The sequence below is a fragment of the Actinoalloteichus fjordicus genome (genome assembly GCF_001941625.1).
Classification (GTDB): domain Bacteria; phylum Actinomycetota; class Actinomycetes; order Mycobacteriales; family Pseudonocardiaceae; genus Actinoalloteichus_A; species Actinoalloteichus_A fjordicus.
Map to the genome: position 1 here is coordinate 5,893,136 of NZ_CP016076.1, position 17,228 is coordinate 5,910,363.

A 17,228-nucleotide genomic window follows, 5' to 3' on the forward strand; every position below is an offset into this window, starting at 1 on the left:
TTTCGCGGACCGCGCCGAACGATATGCAGTCTGCCCAACCAGTCGAGATTTCCCTATCCTCTTCACCATATCGAGTGATTTCAAATGGACTTATCCTCGTTAGATTGGCGGCTACCTTCACCACGAGGAAAGAGAACGTGATGAATCAAGGACTCCACGCGGGCGACCCGACCGGGGCGATGCCGTCGAGCGTGCACCCGACAGAGGAGGAGAGTGCGCCCTTCCAACGACTGTTCTTCGGCGCCGACATCCAACTCGGCCCGTGCACGTCGAAGCTGGTGCTGACCCCGTGTGGCACTGCCCTGATCCTGCGACCGGGATGCGTCGGTTCCTTCGCCATGCGGCTGAATCGACAGGACGTGACCGATCTGCTGATCGGCCTCGAAGACGACGAATTCCAGCATTGGGATCAGCCCCACGAGACGGGACCGACACCGGTGCGGCTTGCCATCGGCCGCATCTGGGGACGAATGGCCGTCTCCACCACACTGGGCACCGGGGAGATGACCATTCGCTTCAGCGAGACACAGCTGGCCCGCCTGCTGGATTACCTGACGGAGGCGGAGTCCTTGCTGCCGGATATCGAGGATTCGGCGGCGCTGTCGCCGCCGTCGGGTTGATGACCGCCGTTCGCTTCCCGGTGCCCAGGTCGTTCGTGGCAGCTGTGGTTGGGCCGTCCAGGTGAGGTCCGGCCGATCTGGGTGATCCGACTGATCCGCCTCGGCCCGGCTGCTAGCTTGATCGATTGGGAGAGCTGCACCGGGCACACACGGGGAGACGGGATGAACTGGAGCGACCTCCGCCGCCAGATCGAGGCACGTGTCGATCAGGCCGTCCACACGGCCAGACCACCCACCACGCCACCGCCCGCAGCCGGAGTCTCCTTCGAGGTCGACCCGGACAACGTCCTGCGCATCGCGGCGGCACTACGACAGGAAGCCGACGAACTCAAGGACATGCTGCGCAACGTCCAAGAGGGTCTGCGGATGGAGCCGATGGGCGGCGATCCCACCTCCTATGAGGGCGCCGCCGCCATCACCGAGGTCCTCGTCGATGGGGAACGCTCTTACTGGAATCTCACCATGCAACACGCCAACCACCTGGATGCCGCCGCCCAGCAGTGCGCCGAGGCCGCCCGAGGCTACGGCTACACCGAGGACGAGATCACCGCAGCACTGCGACCCACCGGAGACGACCTCTGATGGCCCACCGCACCCACACCACAGCCGTCGCCCTACTCACGGCGGCAGCCCTTCTCACCGGCTGCACCACCACATCGACCGGCCAAGCCACCACGACAACCGAGGAACAACCGACCTCCGGCCTGCCCGGAAGCGGCGGCGAGTCCTCGGTCCCCGGCGCGGCCGAACTCGCCGACCGCCCCCAGGAGATCGACCTCACCGGCATCGACCCCTGCACCCTCAACACCGAAGACGGCCTCCTCGAACAAGGCATCGACCGAGAACCACGACCCAACCGATCAGCCGACCCCCACGAACCCACCTGCAGCCTCGACCACAGCACCGGCCCCCCGTACTATGGAATTCAGGTGAAACTGAAGCCGGGCGAGGGTGCCGAGGTTCTCCTGGCACCGAACCTGAACCTGGACACCGAGATCATCGACATCGCCGGCTTCCCCGCCGTACAGAACCGACGACCCACCGACATGCGCGGCTGCTTCGTCGACGTCAGCGTCGCAGAAGGACAGACACTCAGCATCCAGTTCGACGGGGGCGAGGAGATGGGCCCCCCCGAATACCACTGCGAACGCGCCACCGCAGCCGCCACCATGGCCACCGAGACACTCGTCGCACTGCACGGAAACTGACACCGCCAAGGGGGGCGTACATGAGCGGGGAACGCGTTTCCTTCTCCGAAGGAATGCCCATCAATCACCACCGCTACGAAGGATACTCACTGGCACAGAAGTACCAGTGGATGCAGGAGGACGTCGGGCCGCAGGCCGCAGGCGAGGTGAACGCCACCCTTCGGCGGATGGCGGAACGAGTTCAGGACTCCGACGCGAATCTGCGAGCCGCCTTTCGCTCGGTGGGCAGTGAATGGCAGGGCTCGGCGGCCGACAACCTGGCCGCCGCCGGGGCCGCCGCCGCAGTATGGAGCGGGGACAGCGGCGTCGAACAACAGCTGTCCGGCAGGCAGGTCGAAGCCACCGGGGACGGCTTCGCGAGCACCCGCCATCGCATCCAGCCCGCCAAGGAACTCGGCGACTATGGGATCGGCGACGCGTTCCTGGACATCTACGGCGGGCCGTTCGGCGTCGAGTCCGATCTCACCGGCACGCTGGCGGAGAACCGGGCGCGCGATGCCGAGGCGAATCGCGCGCTCTATGAGTACGAAAGCCAGTTCCGCGACGCGCATCGTGGAATGGCCGTCCTGGGTGAGCCGCCCGTGATCGCGGCGCAACAGGTGAGTGCCAGCATCCTGTCCAGCCCGAGTCAGGATGTGTCTCTGCCGTCCGGTGGCGGCAGCCTCTCTGGTCCCCCCGGCACCGGCCCGAGCAGCTACTCCCCGCAGCCGCCCGACTACCAGTCCCCACCGTCAGGAATCGGCGGCGGCTCTGGCTCCGGTGGCGGTGGCGGTGGACAACCGATCTCGCCCGGCCCGCACCGGCCTACGCCAGCACCACCGATCAGGGACGCAGGTCACGGCGGCGGCGACCCGAGGCCACCGGAACAGCCCCGCAGCCCGCTCAAGCCCGCTCCACCCGGCCCGATCGGCCCCGGCCCGCTCCCACCACTGCCCGGTCCGCCGGGCGACGGGAGGACGGGCGGGCCGGGATCTCGCGGCGCAGGCGGTCGCGGCGACGCCGGCCTCTCCGGGGCCGGTTCCAGCGGCTCAGGCGGTTCCAGCGGCGCTCAGGGCGGGTCCACCGGCCGGCTGTCCGGCGCCGGTCCCGGCGTTCGCGGTCTCCCCGGTGGCACCTTCGGTGGCGCGCCCGGCTCCGGTGGTCTCGCAGGCTCCTCCGGTGCTCCCGGCGGAGTCACCGGAATCGGCGGCGTTCCCGGTTCGGCAGGCACGGCGGCGACAGCCGGGCGGGCTCCGCTGTCAGGCCAGCCCGGCCTGGCGGGCGGTGTGGGGCCGGGAGGCCAGGCGGGCTCTGGCGAGGAGGACGTCGAACACACCGACCGATACGCGGCACCCAGCAATGAGATCTTCGGGCTCGACGACCTGCCCAAGGTCGCCCCGGCCGTCTTCGGCGAAGATCCGCCGCGATGAGCACGACCAGCTGCCCGCCCACCACGATCACACTGTCGACGACCGAGTTCGACGTGTGCTGGGATCTGCTCGGTCTCGGTGAGGCACCGGTCGGGTTGAACCTCGGTGTTAGTCCCGGGGTGACGTGGGAGGAACGCCGACGGCTGATCGATCAGACGCACATCGAGCTGATCCGCAGGCAGCTGGCCGACACGATCAGCCTGGTCACCGAACTCACCGAGGCCCTCATCCTGCTTCGACGCCACGACTGGACCATCGTCGGGCACACGGCGACCGCGACAGGCAGGCTCCGACACACTCTCGGGGCGGTCGGGCGTGCAATGGGTGTGATCGCAGACAGGGACGGCGACCAGATCACCCTACGCCGCCTCGCGGACTACCGCGTGGTGCCCGAGACGGTCGGAGCGATCGGCGAAGTGCAGGCGGGCACTGGCGAGTCGGTCAGCGTTCGGGCCGAGGATCTTCTCGCGGCGGGACGAGCCGCCAAGGGAAACCCACAGGTCCTGGCCGAAGTGCTCATCGAGTCTGGGGTTCGAGCGGACGAGGCCAGGGCGCTTGCGGGAATGTCGGATACTCCCCGCCAACAGGGCCAGTTCACCGTACTGGCCGCCGACCGCGACGGGACGCCCCGGCACGCGTCCAGGAGCCTGTCCTTTCACGACACCGCGAAGGGCCGCTACCTCCAAGTCGGCAAGGGCAGGCCGGGGGACCGTTGGATCACGGTCACCCCGGCCGACAACACCAAGATCATCGGAGCGCTACACGAGCTGATCGACGAGACACGAGGGTGATCCTCGCGTCCCGTCCGCCCGGCCCAGCACTGCACGAACTCAGCACCGCACGAACCTCGGCGACGCACGGACTTCAGCGATAGACGAACTCCGGCGAGACACCACTTCAGCGCCGCACGATCGCCGCGAGGTCCGCAGCGGCCGCCGGACCGTAGGCGGCGTCGGCGCGGGCGAGGGCCGCGTCCGGGTCCAGCGTCCATTCCTGTGTGCCGACCGTCTCCAGGATGTGGACGGCGATCAGCGAGCCGAGCTGGGCTGACCGCTCCAGGCCCAGGCCGGCGGAGCGGGCCGCCAGGAACCCCGCCCGGAATCCGTCGCCCACCCCGGTCGGGTCGACCTTCGCCGTCTCGGGCACGGCCGCGACCTGCAACGGCTCGATGTCCCGACCGACGATCTCCACGCCCTTCTCACCGAGCGTGGTGACCCGCATCTCGACGCGGGAGAGGACCTCCTGCTCGGTCCAGCCGGACTTCTGGAGCAGCAGGCCCCACTCGTAGTCGTTGGAGAACAGGTAGCGGGCGTCGTCGATCAGGTCACGCACCTGCTCGCCGTCCATCCTGGCGAGCTGCTGTGACGGATCGGCCGCGAAGGGCAGACCGCGCTGACGGCATTCCCGCGTGTGCCTGACCATGGCCTCGGGGTCGTTCGGGCTGATCAGCACCAGTTCCAAGCCGCCTGCGCGCTCGGCGACCGGGGCGAGTTCGATGTTGCGTGCCTCGGACATCGCGCCTGCGTAGAACGAGGCGATCTGGCACATGTCCTCGTCGGTGGTGCAGACGAAGCGGGCGGTGTGCGCCAACTCCGAGACGTGCACCCCGGTGCAGTCCACGCCGTGACGCTCCAGCCACGATCGGTAGTCGGCGAAGTCGGCGCCCACCGCGCCGACCAGCAGCGGCCGGGTTCCCAGGACGCCCATGCCGAAGGCGATGTTGGCGGCGATCCCGCCACGCCTGATGACCAGGTCGTCGACGAGGAAGCTTAATGACACCCGGTCGAGCTGCTCGCTGAGGAGCTGCTCGGAGAACTTCCCGGGAAAGTGCATCAGATGGTCCGTAGCAATGCTTCCCGTCACAGCAACAGGCACGTCCTGCACACCTCGCTCGTCCTTTCGAGCCCACCCCGACCAGTCACCTCGACGCACCGGGCCCGAAAGACACGTCGAGGAAGGACAACCTTGCCATGAGACGAGCCGATCGGTCTCGAAGCCGAAGCGAGGAAGAATACCGGCTGGTAGGGGTGCGGGCAGCGTCAGACGGACCTACCGTCGAAGACATGCACCGCATCGAGCTCGACGCCACGAGGCCAGACTCCACCGAGCCTGACTCACTGCCCCAGCTCATTCGCGACTGCCGGGCGCTGCCCGCCCGGTTCACCGCCGAGCGTGCCCGGCCCTCGGTGACCGCCCCGCGATCCCCGGACTGGCACATCGACCGGGCCTGCCGCGAGCAGCTCGGCGGACTCGAGGACTACGGCACCTGAGTCCCGTCTCGCCTGGCCGGGTCTGCTGAGCCGCAGGCCGGCACAGGCCCGATCTGCGGCCCGTCCCACCCACACGAAACCGTCGCTGCGGGACACGGCCCGTCCTCGGGTGCCCCTAGGCCGCCAAGGAGACCACCGCAGCAGGCAGAACCCGGAAAGCACGTCCGCATCGCCCGCCTGACGAGGCGCTACAGCCCCGTGTGACCCGGCTGCCCCACCTGACTCGGCGGTGGCCGCGACCCACACGCCCGGCCGGGGGACGCCCTCCGGTTTTTACCGGTCAGGCGTGCCCCGACCCGGGACGTCCCCACCGGCAAGGCTCCGAATCGGGGCCCGCCGGTCGGGGCGAAGAGAGCGAGTCAGTGGAACGAGTCGCCGCAGGCGCAGGAGCCGCCCGCGTTCGGGTTGTCGATGGTGAATCCCTGCTTCTCGATCGTGTCCACGAAGTCGATCACCGCGTCCTGGACGTAGGGCGCGCTCATGCGGTCGACGACGACACCGAGGCCGTTGAAGTCCACGCGGGCGTCGCCGTCGAGCGAACGCTCGTCGAAGAAGAGCTGGTAGCGGAGTCCCGCGCAGCCGCCGGGCTGCACCGCGATCCGCAGGTGCATGTCGTCGCGGCCCTCCTGGTCGAGCAGCGCCTTGGCCTTCGCGGCGGCGGCGTCGCTGAGCTTGACGCCGTGCGTCGGCGCGTCAGTCTGCACGTCGATCCCAATGTCCTGGGCGGTCATGGCTCTCCTCAAGGTCCAAACTTGCCCGTACCGACTCGAGTAACACGAGCAGGCACCGGGATATTCCCGACTACCCCGTCCGATACGACCCCGAGCCCTGGTAGGCCGAGTCCGCACCGTGCGGCGCACCCTCGACGGTAGCCCCTGTCAGCCGCTGCTCCACTGACGGGCGACGTCGGCGGCCAATGCGGTGAGCGTGCCCGCCGGATCGGCGAAGGCGGAATCCACCGAACCCGCGTGCTCGGCCACCGCATAGGAGTTCTCCACCCCGGCGGCGGCGGCCTCGCGACGCCCGACGGACACCTGGCCCGCGAGCACCAGACACGGCAGGCCGCGCTCGGCCGCGCCCCTGGCCACGGCCGTGACGAGCTTCCCCCGCAGTGACTGCCAGTCGAAACTGCCCTCCCCGGTCACCGCCAGGTCCGTGGCGTTCAGCGCGTCGTCGAGGCCAGTGAGCCGCCGCACCAGCTCGGCACCGGACTCGACGTCCGCCCCGACCGCGAGCAGGCCCGCGCCGAGTCCGCCCGCCGCACCCGCCGAGGGCACGTCACGCACGTCACGACCGGTCGCCGAGGCCAGGACGTCCGCCCAGACGGTGAGGGCCGCGTCCAGCGCGGCGACGGCCGCCACGTCGGCGCCCTTCTGCGGACCGAAGACGTGGGCGGCACCGTGCTCCCCGAGCAGCGGGTGCTCCACGTCGGAGGCGGCGACCAGGGTGAGACCGCCCAGCTCGATCTCGCCGTTCAGGCCCGCGCAGTCCCGCAGCGCGGCACCGCCGTCGGTCAGCGACCGCCCGGCGACGTCGACGGGAGCCGCGCCGAGGGCGGCGAGCATCCCGGCTCCGCCGTCGGTGCTCGCCGATCCGCCGAGACCGATCACCACGCGACGCACCCCGGCGTCCCGCGCCGCCGCGATCAGCTCGCCGACTCCCCGGCTGGTGGCCCGGAGCGCCGAGGCCGGGTCGCGCTGGGCGACCAGATGCAGCCCGCAGGCCTGCGCGGCCTCGAGATAGGCGGTCCCGCCGCCCTCGTCGGGAACCTCCAGCCACTCGGCCGTCACCGGCTCACCGAGCGGCCCGGTCACGACGGACCGGTGCACGGTGCCGCCCAGGGCGACGGCCAGGACCTCCACGAAGCCGGGTCCGCCGTCGGCCAGCGGCCGGATCACGATGTCGTCGCCGGGTGCGCCGCGTCGCCAGCCCGCCGCGATGGCCTCCGCCGCCTCGCGTGCCGTCAACGTGCCCCCGAAACAGTCAGGTGCCACCAGGATTCGCATGGTCACAGAGCCTAGTGAGCATCCGGCGCTTCCCCGGCGGCGTCGGAGAAGACTCGGTCGGCCCGTTCGGGCCGATCTGCCCGCCGCGTCACCCTGGCCGGGCGAGCCGGGAACCGAACGAGTGGGAACGGACCCGGACCCGCCTGCCGTCGTCGCAGGAGCGCGCCTGCCCCTCGGCGGACCGACGTCCGGTGCGTGCCGACGACCCGTCGATCAGGCCCGGGGCCGGGTCGACGAGACCCGTGATGCGCGGGCCGGACCCGCGTCATGACGAGCCTTCGACCGGTCGCATTCCTGCCGCGCCCACGAGGCGGGATCGGCCTCCTTTACTCTGGGGGCGTGAGGTTCCTTCGCCGCAATACGAGTGACACCGTGTCGACCGACGCCACTGAGTCGGTGGCGACCGCGCAGGACACGGCGGCGGAGACACGACCCAAGAGCTACACCCCCGCCAAGGGCCGCCCGACGCCCTCTCGCCGCGAGGCCGAGGGCAAGCGCCGAGGGCCGGTGTCCGCGCCGAAGAATCAGCGCGAGGCCGTCCAGCGGATGCGGGGCACCAAGGAGGACCGCCGTAAGGCGGGCGCCGAACGACGTGAGCGGATGATGTCCGGCGACGACCGGTATCTGCTGCCGCGCGACCGGGGACCGGTGCGGGCCTACATCCGCGATCTGGTCGACTCGCGCCGCAACATCATGGGCCTGTTCATGCCCCTGGCGATCATGGTGTTCGTGGCCATCCTGCTGCCGTCGGCGGCCGTCCAGCAGTACGCCAGCCTGGCGACCTCGCTGATGCTGATCACGATGATCTTCGAGGGCGTCATGCTCGGTCGGATGGTCACCAAGCGGGTCCGGGCGAAGTTCCCCGAGGCGAAGGACAAGGGCTTCGGCATCGGCTGGTACTGCTTCACCCGTGCCACGCAGATCCGCAAGCTGCGGGTGCCTCGGCCCAGGGTGACCTACACCGACGCGCCGAAGCTGTGGTCCGGCAAGCGCTGACCGATCCGCGTCACATCGATCGTTACCACGGCAAACGACCCTTAGGATCGTTCGCATGGAGTTCCGTCGTCTAGGCCGCAGCGGCCTGTCCATCAGTGAGATCTCGTACGGCAACTGGCTCACCCACGGCTCGCAGGTGGAGGAGGAACAGGCGAAGGCGTGCGTGGAGGCCGCCATCGACGCGGGCATCACCACCTTCGACACCGCGGACGTCTACGCGGGCACCAAGGCCGAGTCGGTGCTGGGCCGCGCCCTCGCGGGTAAGCGCAGGCAGAGCCTGGAGATCTTCACCAAGGTCTACTGGCCGACCGGTCAGGGCCCGAACGACCGGGGCCTCGGCCGTAAGCACATCATCGAGTCCTGCAACGCGTCGCTGGAGCGACTCCAGACCGACTACGTCGACCTCTACCAGGCACACCGGTTCGACCGGACGGTTCCGCTGGAGGAGACCTTCCTGGCCTTCTCCGACCTGGTCCGCCAAGGCAAGATCCTCTACGTCGGCGTGTCCGAGTGGACGGCGGAGCAGATCGCTCAGGGCGCACAACTCGCCAGGGAGCTGAAGGTTCCGTTCATCTCCAACCAGCCGCAGTACTCGGCGTTGTGGCGGGTCATCGAGCCGCAGGTGGTGCCGACCTGTGAGCGCGAGGGCATCAGCCAGATCGTCTGGTCTCCGATCGCCCAGGGCGTCCTGACCGGCAAGTACCTGCCGGGCGGGCAGCCGCCTGCAGGCTCGCGGGCCACCGACGAGGCGGGCGGCAAGATGATCTCCCGCTTCATGCGGGACGACGTGTTGGAGCGGGTGCAGCAGCTCAAGCCGGTGGCATCCGACCTCGGGCTGTCCATGGCCCAGCTCGCGGTGGCCTGGGTGCTGCAGAACCAGAACGTCGCCTCGGCGATCATCGGCGCCTCGCGTCCCGAGCAGGTGACGGAGAACGTCAAGGCCGCGGGCGTGAAGCTGGACCAGGACGTGCTCGACAAGATCGATTCGATCCTCGGCGACGTCGTGGAGAGCGACCCGCTGCTCACCGTCTCCCCCTGAGCGGGTCGGATCGGGCGTCCCGCTCAGGCCGCCCCCTGGGCGCTCGGCGGGACGCCCGGTCCGGAGGTGGGGATCGGCGTCACGCGCGGCCGGGCGGGTGCCGGCCGATGCGGGCCACGCCGACGTCGCTGCCGACGAGCCGATCGCCGATGACCACGTGCGAGACGGTGCCCGGCACGGATGTCGCCGTGCGTCGACGAGACGACCGCGGCCGTCGGTCGATTCCGAGACCGCGTCGCACCGGCACGCGTCACGGCACGGCCGGTCTCGGACACTGTCGCCGACCCGGATCGTCCACAGTGTCCGGCCCCGCCCTGACGCGGTCGCGTCCGCCGTCGGACCGGGAGACGACGCCGCCCGGCCGCTGGAGGACCCGACGGAGCGGATCAGGCCTCCGGGCGCAGGCTCATCGGGCCGTAGACCTCGGCGCCGTTGTGCAGCAGGGTCACCTGTTCGACGCCTGCCTCGGCCAGTTCCGGCCACTGGTCCTCGAACCATCGCTCGGCGGCGGTCTGCTCGGCGAAGGCGATGTCCGGTCCGGACACCTCGCGACCGACCCCGTCCTGATAACGCCAGTGATAGGCCATCGGCACTCCTCGTCGTCATCGGGGATCCTGGCGTTCGCCACCACCCCACCATGACCAGCCTGACAGACCGGCCGTCCGGCCGACCAGGAAACATCCGATACCGCGCCGTGACAAGGGACGCCATGACCACTCCGCCGAATCCGACGACCGGCCCCCGCACCCTCGTCCTCGGCGGCGCCCGCTCCGGGAAGTCGGCGCATGCCGAGGGACTGCTGCCCGCCGACGGGCCCGCCGTCTACCTGGCGACCGGCCGCCGCGACCCGGCCGACGAGGACTGGACCACGCGGATCGCCGCCCATGAGCGGCGCCGACCCGGGCGGTGGCGGACCGTGGAGGTGACCATCGGCGCCGATCTGCCCCGGCAGCTCGCCGAGCTGCGCTCCACCGGGGACCCGGTGCTGGTCGACGACCTGGCCACCTGGCTGACCGGCCTGTTCGACGACCACGACGTCTGGACCTCCTCGACGACCGGTGCGGCGGCGGCCCGCGCCCAGCAGGACGCGCTGGTGGCGGCGGTCGCCCGCCATGACGGGCGGCTCGTCCTCGTCTCCGCCGAGGTCGGCCTGGGTGTCGTTCCCTCGACCCGTTCTGGCAGGCTCTTCCGAGACGAACTCGGCGCGCTCAACGCACGGCTGGCCGAGGCCTGCGACGAGGTGTGTCTACTCGTCGCAGGGCTGCCGCTGCGGCTGCGGTGACGAACCCGACGAAAGGCCACGACGTGAGCACGGTAGACGCCGACGGACCCCAGGCCACGTTCCCCGCGATCACTCCACCCGACGAGCAGGCCCGCAGGCAGGCGGTGGCGCGGCACGCGCAGCTCACCAAGCCCGCCGGTTCGCTGGGGCGGCTGGAGGAACTCGGCGTGTGGATCGCGTCCTGCCAGGGAGCCTGTCCGCCCCGGCCGTTCACCCGGCCCAGGGTGGTGGTGTTCGCGGGCGATCACGGCGTGGCCGCCGAGGGCGTCTCGGCCTACCCGAGCGAGGTCACCGGGCAGATGGTGGCGAACTTCCTCACCGGCGGGGCCGCGGTCAACGTGGCGGCGACCAACGCGGGCGCCACCGTCCGAGTGGTCGACATCGCGGTGGCGGGCGACACCCCGGAGCTGATCGCGACGCACAAGATCCGGCGCGGCTCCGGGGCCGTCAACCGAGAGGACGCGCTCACCGAGGCGGAGACGGCCGCAGCCGTGGCGGCGGGCCGGGCGATCGCGGACGAGGAGATCGACGGCGGCGCGGATCTGCTGATCGCCGGAGACATGGGCATCGGCAACACCACCCCGGCCTCGGTGCTGATCGCCGCCCTGACCGACACCGAGCCGGTGGCCGTCGTCGGGCGGGGCACCGGCATCGACGACGCGGGCTGGATGCGCAAGACCGTGGCGATCCGCGACGCCCTGCGCCGCGCACGGCCGGTCGCGGGCGACCCGCTTGCGCTGCTGCGGGTCGCAGGCGGCGCCGATCTGGCGGCGATCAGCGGCTTCCTCGCCCAGGCGGCCGTCCGCCGCACGCCGGTGCTGCTCGACGGGCTGATCGTCGGCGCGGCGGCGTTGATCGCCGAGGAGCTGGCGCCGGGCGCCCGCCGCTGGTGGGTGGCGGCGCACCGCTCCGCGGAACCGGCGCACACCCTGGTCCTGGATCAGCTCGACCTGAACCCGCTGCTCGACCTGGGAATGCGGCTGGGCGAGGGCTCTGGCGCCCTGGCAGCGCTGCCGCTGCTGACGCTGGCGACGCGCGTCCTCACCGAGATGGCCACCTTCGAGGAGGCCGGGGTGACCAGCACGGAGCCGGTCTGACCGCAGGCGCTCCCGGCGGCCCGACGGCCGTCGACGTTCCGTGCTCCGTGCTCCGTGGGCGGCCTCGTCCGATGAACCGCATCGCCGGACGGCCGCCGTCCGTTGGGGAGGCGCGACGCCGATCCGCCTCGTCGACACCGTCCCGGCCGCGTGCACTCGTCTCGCCACGCGACGACGAGATCCGAGACGACGACATCGAGGGCGGGGAGGCGGCGACATGGGAGACGGCGTTCGACTGGCACTGAGCTGGCTCACCGTGCTGCCGGTGCCGACCAGGGTCGTCGACGCCCGCGCGGCGCGACAGGCGATCATGCTGGCGCCGCTGGTGGGCGCGCTGCTCGGGCTGTTCGGCGCAGGTGTGCTGCTCGGCCTCACCGTGATCGGGGTCCCCTCGGCGGCCACGGGCCTGCTCACCGTGGGCTTCCTCTCATTGGCCACGCGGGGGATGCATCTGGACGGTCTCGCCGACACCGCCGACGGACTCGGCTGTTACGGCTCGCGGGAGCGCGCGCTGGCGGTGATGCGGGACGGCGGCGCAGGCCCGTTCGCGGTCGTCACCCTCGTCATCCTGCTCGGCGTGCAGGCGACCTCTCTCGCGGCGCTGGCCGAGGCGGGCGCCTGGTACGTCCTCCCGGTGGCGCTCGCGGCCGGGCGAGCGGGTTTCGTCTGGTGTGCGCGACGCGGGGTGCCTGCGGCCCGGCCCGACGGACTCGGCGCGCTGGTGGCGGGCAGCCAACGCCGGTCGGTCGGGCTCGGCTGGTGGGCAGTGCTCCTGATCGCGGCCGTCGCGACGGCACCGCAGAACCCGTGGGTACTGGGGATCGGCGTGCCTGCCGCCTTCGGCGCGGTGGCCGTCCTCTCTCGACACACCACTCGACGCTTCGGCGGCATGACCGGAGACGTCCTCGGCGCGGCCTGCGAGACGGCCGTGACCATCGTCCTGGTCGCCGCAGCCGCCGCGCACTGAACGCTGGCCGGCGACAGTCACGTCAGCACGTCAGCACGTCAGCACGTCAGCACGTCAGCACGTCAGCACGTCAGCACGTCAGCACGTCAGCACGTCAGCACGTCAGCACGTCAGCACGTCAGCACGTCAGCACGTCAGCACGTCAGCACGTCAGCACGTATGAGCATCCCCGGCTGCGCGTCGTCCGGACCTGCGGCCCTGACGTGCTCGCGGAACACACGGCTGCCGAGGGCGTTCGGCGACGCCGTCTCGGATCGAGGTGTCCGCCCCGGCCTGCGCGCGGCTGGGGAGGCTGGCCGCACGGCGCATCCCCCGATGACGAGTGCCGGGCCGGTCGAGTCCTGGTCGATGCCGTGGCGTCGCCGCAGTGCCGACCGTGCCTCCGCTTGCTCCACCGAGCGGGCTGCACCCCGCTCGGCGAGAACGAGTCGTCGACACCGGATCGTCGACCCCGCGGTGCCCGGCCGCGCTGCCACCGACTCGCCCACCGGCCGGGCACCCGCCGACGACGAAGGGCCGCCCGCGACGAATCGCGAGGCGGCCCTGGTCTGCCGAGAGACTCAGCCGAAGCTGTGCATCCAGCCGTGGGCGTCGGGTGCGGTGCCGCGCTGGATGGCGATCAGCGCATCGCGCAGCCGCTGGGTCACCGCGCCGGTCTTGCCGTCGCCGATGACGAAGCTGCCGCCCTCGTACCTGGCGCCGCCGACCGGCGTGATCACCGCCGCCGTGCCGCAGGCGAACACCTCGGTGATCTCGCCGGAGGCCACGCCGGACTCCCACTCCTCGACCGACACCCGACGCTCCTCGGTCCGGTAACCGAGGTCGCGAGACAGCCGGAGCAGGGAGTCCCTGGTGACGCCCGCGAGCAGCGTGCCGGTGAGCTCGGGGGTCACGATGGTCGCGTCCGCGCCGGAACCCCACACGAAGCAGAGGTTCATGCCGCCCATCTCCTCGACCCAGCGGCGCTCCACCGCGTCGAGCCAGACCACCTGATCGCAGCCCTGTTCGGCGGCCTGGGCCTGCGCGAGCAGGGAGGCCGCGTAGTTACCCGCGAACTTGGCCGCCCCGGTGCCGCCGGGCGAAGCGCGGACGAACTCGGTGCTCAGCCAGACGGTGACCGGGTTGAGCCCGCCCGCGAAGTAGGCGCCTGCGGGCGAGGCGATCAGCAGGTAGGCGTACTCGGCCGCAGGTCGCACGCCGAGGCCGATCTCGATGGAGAACATGAACGGCCGTAGGTACAGCGACTCCTCGGCGTGCTCCGGCACCCAGTGTCGATCCACCTCGACCAGTTCATGCAACGAGCCGAGGAACAGCTCGTCGGGAAGCTCCGGCATCGCCAGCCTGCGGGCGGAGGATCGGAATCGAGCGGCGTTGTCCTCCGGGCGGAAGGTCGCCACGGTGCCGTCCGCCTGCCGGTATGCCTTGAGGCCTTCGAAGATGGACTGGCCGTAGTGCAGGACCATCGCCGCCGGGTCGATCTCGAACGGCGCGTACGGCAGCACACCGGCCTGGTGCCAGCCCCGATCGGCGGTCCAGTCGATGCGCACCATGTGGTCGGTGAAGTGCCGACCGAAGCCGGGGTTCGCGAGTACCTCGGCGATGCGTTCCGGCGTGGCGGGGCTCGGATTCAGGGTCCGGGAGAATGGCAACACCGAGGTCATACCGGCAGCCTAATACTCGGTCCGTGCTCCGAGCATCGCCTCCCCTATTGTTGGAGATCCGATATCTTTCCGATCGGCGCATCGGCGGGTCGACGCACCGCCGTCGCACGCCGGGGCGACCGCGACCGGCCACGTCGATCCCGGACCCGCCGCGACCGGCCTGATCTCCGCCGGGATCGACGACGAGGTCAGCGGACGTGGGACTCCACGAACGGCGGCGCGACGACCGCACAGGCCAGCGGCCTGCCCCGCACGTCCACCACGACCTCCGAACCGAGTTCCACCCCGGCCGAGGTGTCGAGCAGGGCCAGGGCGATGCCGGTCTTGAGCGTCGGGGAGAACGTGCCGGAGGTGGTCCGGCCGACGGCCGCGCCGTCGCCGTCGCGCACGGTCATGTCCGCACGCGGGACGCCCCTGCCCAGCGCGCGTAGGCCGCGCAGCCTGCGAGCCCGGCCCGCCTTCTTCTCGGCCAGCAGCGCGTCTCGACCCCAGAACGCGTCCTTCTTCCAGCCGACGGCCCAGCTCGCGGAGGCCTGCAGCGGGCTGATCTCCGTCGAGAGCTCGTGACCGTGCAGCGCGTAGCCCATCTCGGTGCGCAGCGTGTCCCTGGCCCCGAGTCCGCAGGCCCGGCCGCCGACGGCGGCGGCCGCTGCCGACAACGCGTCCCACAACGCGGGCGCGTCGTCCCAGGCAGGCACCAGCTCGTAACCGTGCTCCCCGGTGTAGCCGGTCCGGCAGACGCGCACCGTCGTGCCGCGCCACGGGGCGTCGGCGAACGCCATGTAGTCCAGGTCGGCGGGCAGCCCCAGCGCGCCGAGCACCTCGGCCGAACGGGGACCCTGCACCGCGAGGACGCCGAAGTCCTCATGCTGCCCGGTCACGGTCACGCCGTCCGGCGCCGCCGCGCTCAGCCGCCGCACGACCTCGGCCGTGTTGGCCGCGTTCGGCACCAGGAACACCTCGTCGTCGCCGACGAGGTAGGCGATGAGGTCGTCGACGACGCCGCCGTCCTCGGTGCAGCACAGGGTGTACTGCGCCCGACCCGCCGAGATCCGACGCAGGTCATTGCTGAGACACGCGTTGACGAACTCCGAGGCTCCCGGCCCGGCGACGGTGGCCTTGCCCAGGTGGGAGACGTCGAAGATCCCCACCGAGTCACGGACGGCGCCGTGCTCCGCGACGACCCCGCCGCCGTCGTACTGGATCGGCATCTCCCAGCCCCCGAACGGGGCGAAGACGGCGCCCAGCGACTCGTGGGCCCGGTGCAGCGGACCACGACGCGATTCTGGCTTCGATGACTCGTTGCTCTGGCTCACGATCGCGGAGGCTACCGCCACGGCCTCGCGGTGAGCGCGAGCGCGGCGGCGCCGAAGGCGAGGACGAGCGCGGTGCCCGCGAGCGCAGCCACCGGCAGGCTCATCGCGAGGATCACCGAGGCGAACATCCCCGTGCAGCCGCGCCGCGCCGAGGCCGTGTCCTGCTCGCCCGCGATCAGCCGTGCCGAGGCGTTCAGGAACGCGTAATGCGTGAGCAGCAGGCAGACGCCCATGGCCAGTACGGCGGCCGGGGCGAGCACGAGGACCGCGACACAGGCGGCGAGTCCGACGACCAGTTCCACTGACCAGCTCGGCTCCGACGCGTCGGAGCGGGCACGCGAGGGCCAGCGCACGTCGCCCTCCACGATCGACACCCGCATCGCGTCCCGTGCCGAGGTGAGCGCGGCGATCACCGGGGGCAGCATGGCCGCCAGCGCCGCGATGCCGACGAGCGTGGCCAGCGGGGCGGCGTCTGCGGCGACGACGAGATCGAGCAGCGGCGTCGGCGACAGCCCGAGCCGATGCGGGCCGAGCTGGTGCCATCCCGCGAAGGCCACGATCAGGATCAGGGCGGCCGAGGCGAGCAGGGCGATGGTCATCGGCGCGATCACACCGCTGCGCGGGCGAGCACCGCGGGTGGTGAATCGCTCGAAGCCGCAGAAGGCGACGAAGGCCATGGCCGCCGCCTCCGCCACCCCGCTGATCTCGACGACCGGTACGGGCGCCCCGCTCGGGGCGGGCTCCAGAGCCACTGCGGCGGCCACCACGATCGCCAGCACGCCCACGACCAGGACCGGCAGCAGGCCGAGCCCGCGTGGGCGGGGCAGCCGCGCGATCACGAGCGTCGTCGCCACCGCGATCACCAGCGGGCCGGACCACGATCGCCCGCCGGGCCAGAGGTGATCGGTCAGGACGCCCGCGATCCCGGCGGCCAGGATCACCTGACCGGCCAGGAAGGCCACGCTGCTGAGTCGGGCAGGCCACACGCCGAGGTGATCACGTAGGTCGATGTGGGTGCCGTGCTGTCGCGAACCGGAGTCCCCGGCCCGACCGCGAGCCGAGGCCAGCACCGCAGACGACGACACGGTGCACCAGGCGGCGAGGAGAGCCGCCAAGACCGCGAGTGGAAGCCAGGGACCTGCCGTCGCGACGCCCAGCGCAGGTACGAGGAAGACGCCGACACCGAGCAGACAGCCCAGCGCCACGGTCACCGAGCTGAGCAGTCGCAGTGGCAACGTGCGCCGAACACACGTCAACAGTTGCGTCACCTCTACACCGTTCCAGAGATCACTCTCGGCGGGTAGCCGCCCGATCGTGGAGACCAATCAGCACGGAACGTAGTCGACGCCAGCCGGGC

18 protein-coding genes are annotated in these 17,228 nt (G+C 71.1%); 11 read left to right on the forward strand and 7 right to left on the reverse strand.

Annotated features, from left to right (window positions below; translation table 11 throughout):
• Window positions 1-74: 74 nt before the first annotated feature.
• From UA74_RS25105 to UA74_RS25125, 5 genes are all read left to right on the forward strand, one after another.
• Window positions 75-620, forward strand: a complete 546-nt coding sequence (locus UA74_RS25105; protein ID WP_157434438.1) for a hypothetical protein — start codon at window positions 75-77, stop codon at window positions 618-620.
• A 162-nt stretch (window positions 621-782) separates the two neighbouring features.
• On the forward strand, window positions 783-1,202 hold the full coding sequence (locus UA74_RS25110) for a hypothetical protein (protein ID WP_075742444.1): 420 nt from the start codon (window positions 783-785) through the stop codon (window positions 1,200-1,202).
• Window positions 1,202-1,828 carry a DUF3558 domain-containing protein gene (locus UA74_RS25115; protein WP_075742445.1) on the forward strand — a complete coding sequence of 209 codons (627 nt, stop codon included), beginning with the start codon at window positions 1,202-1,204 and terminating at the stop codon, window positions 1,826-1,828. The genes UA74_RS25110 and UA74_RS25115 overlap by 1 nt, the downstream gene beginning before the upstream one ends.
• Before the next feature lie 20 nt (window positions 1,829-1,848).
• On the forward strand, window positions 1,849-3,237 hold the full coding sequence (locus UA74_RS25120) for a hypothetical protein (RefSeq protein ID WP_157434439.1): 1,389 nt from the start codon (window positions 1,849-1,851) through the stop codon (window positions 3,235-3,237).
• Window positions 3,234-4,028 (forward strand): ESX secretion-associated protein EspG, encoded by a 795-nt coding sequence (locus tag UA74_RS25125; RefSeq protein ID WP_075742447.1) that lies wholly within the window; start codon window positions 3,234-3,236, stop codon window positions 4,026-4,028. The genes UA74_RS25120 and UA74_RS25125 overlap by 4 nt, the downstream gene beginning before the upstream one ends.
• A gap of 106 nt (window positions 4,029-4,134) precedes the next feature.
• Here the strand turns inward: UA74_RS25125 and UA74_RS25130 are convergent, their stop codons facing one another.
• A complete protein-coding gene (locus tag UA74_RS25130) occupies window positions 4,135-5,070 on the reverse strand; it encodes a carbohydrate kinase family protein (RefSeq protein ID WP_075742448.1) in 936 nt (311 codons plus the stop codon).
• Between the two features lie 230 nt (window positions 5,071-5,300).
• Between UA74_RS25130 and UA74_RS25135 the strand changes: the two genes are divergently transcribed.
• Window positions 5,301-5,507 carry a hypothetical protein gene (locus UA74_RS25135; RefSeq protein ID WP_075742449.1) on the forward strand — a complete coding sequence of 69 codons (207 nt, stop codon included), beginning with the start codon at window positions 5,301-5,303 and terminating at the stop codon, window positions 5,505-5,507.
• Between the two features lie 359 nt (window positions 5,508-5,866).
• On the opposite strand, the gene UA74_RS25140 is transcribed toward UA74_RS25135, so the two are convergent.
• Window positions 5,867-6,238 (reverse strand): HesB/IscA family protein, encoded by a 372-nt coding sequence (locus UA74_RS25140; RefSeq protein WP_075742450.1) that lies wholly within the window; start codon window positions 6,236-6,238, stop codon window positions 5,867-5,869.
• 147 nt (window positions 6,239-6,385) lie between these two features.
• Complete coding sequence (locus tag UA74_RS25145; RefSeq protein ID WP_075744212.1) at window positions 6,386-7,513, reverse strand: glycerate kinase family protein; 1,128 nt, start codon at window positions 7,511-7,513, stop codon at window positions 6,386-6,388.
• A gap of 339 nt (window positions 7,514-7,852) precedes the next feature.
• Here UA74_RS25145 and UA74_RS25150 point away from each other — a divergent pair, with 339 nt between their 5' ends.
• Complete coding sequence (locus UA74_RS25150) at window positions 7,853-8,509, forward strand: DUF3043 domain-containing protein (protein ID WP_075742451.1); 657 nt, start codon at window positions 7,853-7,855, stop codon at window positions 8,507-8,509.
• 55 nt (window positions 8,510-8,564) lie between these two features.
• Complete coding sequence (locus UA74_RS25155; RefSeq protein WP_075742452.1) at window positions 8,565-9,548, forward strand: aldo/keto reductase family protein; 984 nt, start codon at window positions 8,565-8,567, stop codon at window positions 9,546-9,548.
• Window positions 9,549-9,934: 386 nt separating this feature from the next.
• Here the strand turns inward: UA74_RS25155 and UA74_RS25160 are convergent, their stop codons facing one another.
• The gene (locus UA74_RS25160; RefSeq protein ID WP_075742453.1) at window positions 9,935-10,135 is read right to left on the reverse strand and encodes a hypothetical protein; all 201 of its coding nucleotides are present in this window, start codon (window positions 10,133-10,135) and stop codon (window positions 9,935-9,937) included.
• Between the two features lie 50 nt (window positions 10,136-10,185).
• Between UA74_RS25160 and UA74_RS25165 the strand changes: the two genes are divergently transcribed.
• The 3 genes from UA74_RS25165 to cobS all read left to right on the forward strand — a co-directional run bounded on the left by UA74_RS25165 (window position 10,186) and on the right by cobS (window position 12,894).
• Entirely contained in the window at window positions 10,186-10,830 is a 645-nt protein-coding gene (locus UA74_RS25165; RefSeq protein WP_318533267.1) for a bifunctional adenosylcobinamide kinase/adenosylcobinamide-phosphate guanylyltransferase, read from the forward strand.
• Window positions 10,831-10,853: 23 nt separating this feature from the next.
• The gene (gene cobT / locus UA74_RS25170; protein WP_075742455.1) at window positions 10,854-11,927 is read left to right on the forward strand and encodes a nicotinate-nucleotide--dimethylbenzimidazole phosphoribosyltransferase; all 1,074 of its coding nucleotides are present in this window, start codon (window positions 10,854-10,856) and stop codon (window positions 11,925-11,927) included.
• A 217-nt stretch (window positions 11,928-12,144) separates the two neighbouring features.
• On the forward strand, window positions 12,145-12,894 hold the full coding sequence (cobS, locus tag UA74_RS25175; protein ID WP_075765610.1) for an adenosylcobinamide-GDP ribazoletransferase: 750 nt from the start codon (window positions 12,145-12,147) through the stop codon (window positions 12,892-12,894).
• 560 nt (window positions 12,895-13,454) lie between these two features.
• Here cobS and UA74_RS25185 read toward each other — a convergent pair.
• The 3 genes from UA74_RS25185 to UA74_RS33820 form a co-directional block, all read right to left on the reverse strand.
• A complete protein-coding gene (locus tag UA74_RS25185) occupies window positions 13,455-14,555 on the reverse strand; it encodes a branched-chain amino acid aminotransferase (protein ID WP_075742457.1) in 1,101 nt (366 codons plus the stop codon).
• Between the two features lie 188 nt (window positions 14,556-14,743).
• Complete coding sequence (gcvT, locus tag UA74_RS25190; protein WP_075744213.1) at window positions 14,744-15,871, reverse strand: glycine cleavage system aminomethyltransferase GcvT; 1,128 nt, start codon at window positions 15,869-15,871, stop codon at window positions 14,744-14,746.
• A gap of 11 nt (window positions 15,872-15,882) precedes the next feature.
• Window positions 15,883-17,139, reverse strand: a complete 1,257-nt coding sequence (locus tag UA74_RS33820; RefSeq protein ID WP_232237448.1) for an APC family permease — start codon at window positions 17,137-17,139, stop codon at window positions 15,883-15,885.
• Window positions 17,140-17,228: the final 89 nt, after the last annotated feature.

Bases quoted from the DNA above. Each gene is read 5' to 3' on its own strand.
- UA74_RS25165 (WP_318533267.1), top strand. From the start codon at position 10,186: ATGACCAGCCTGACAGACCGGCCGTCCGGCCGACCAGGAAACATCCGA.
- UA74_RS25155 (WP_075742452.1), top strand. From the start codon at position 8,565: ATGGAGTTCCGTCGTCTAGGCCGCAGCGGCCTGTCCATCAGTGAGATC.
- cobS (WP_075765610.1), top strand. From the start codon at position 12,145: ATGGGAGACGGCGTTCGACTGGCACTGAGCTGGCTCACCGTGCTGCCG.
- UA74_RS25145 (WP_075744212.1), bottom strand. From the start codon at position 7,513: ATGCGAATCCTGGTGGCACCTGACTGTTTCGGGGGCACGTTGACGGCA.
- UA74_RS25130 (WP_075742448.1), bottom strand. From the start codon at position 5,070: ATGCACTTTCCCGGGAAGTTCTCCGAGCAGCTCCTCAGCGAGCAGCTC.
- UA74_RS25160 (WP_075742453.1), bottom strand. From the start codon at position 10,135: ATGGCCTATCACTGGCGTTATCAGGACGGGGTCGGTCGCGAGGTGTCC.
- UA74_RS25140 (WP_075742450.1), bottom strand. From the start codon at position 6,238: ATGACCGCCCAGGACATTGGGATCGACGTGCAGACTGACGCGCCGACG.
- UA74_RS25110 (WP_075742444.1), top strand. From the start codon at position 783: ATGAACTGGAGCGACCTCCGCCGCCAGATCGAGGCACGTGTCGATCAG.
- UA74_RS25185 (WP_075742457.1), bottom strand. From the start codon at position 14,555: ATGACCTCGGTGTTGCCATTCTCCCGGACCCTGAATCCGAGCCCCGCC.
- UA74_RS25125 (WP_075742447.1), top strand. From the start codon at position 3,234: ATGAGCACGACCAGCTGCCCGCCCACCACGATCACACTGTCGACGACC.
- UA74_RS25120 (WP_157434439.1), top strand. From the start codon at position 1,849: ATGAGCGGGGAACGCGTTTCCTTCTCCGAAGGAATGCCCATCAATCAC.
- UA74_RS25115 (WP_075742445.1), top strand. From the start codon at position 1,202: ATGGCCCACCGCACCCACACCACAGCCGTCGCCCTACTCACGGCGGCA.
- UA74_RS25135 (WP_075742449.1), top strand. From the start codon at position 5,301: ATGCACCGCATCGAGCTCGACGCCACGAGGCCAGACTCCACCGAGCCT.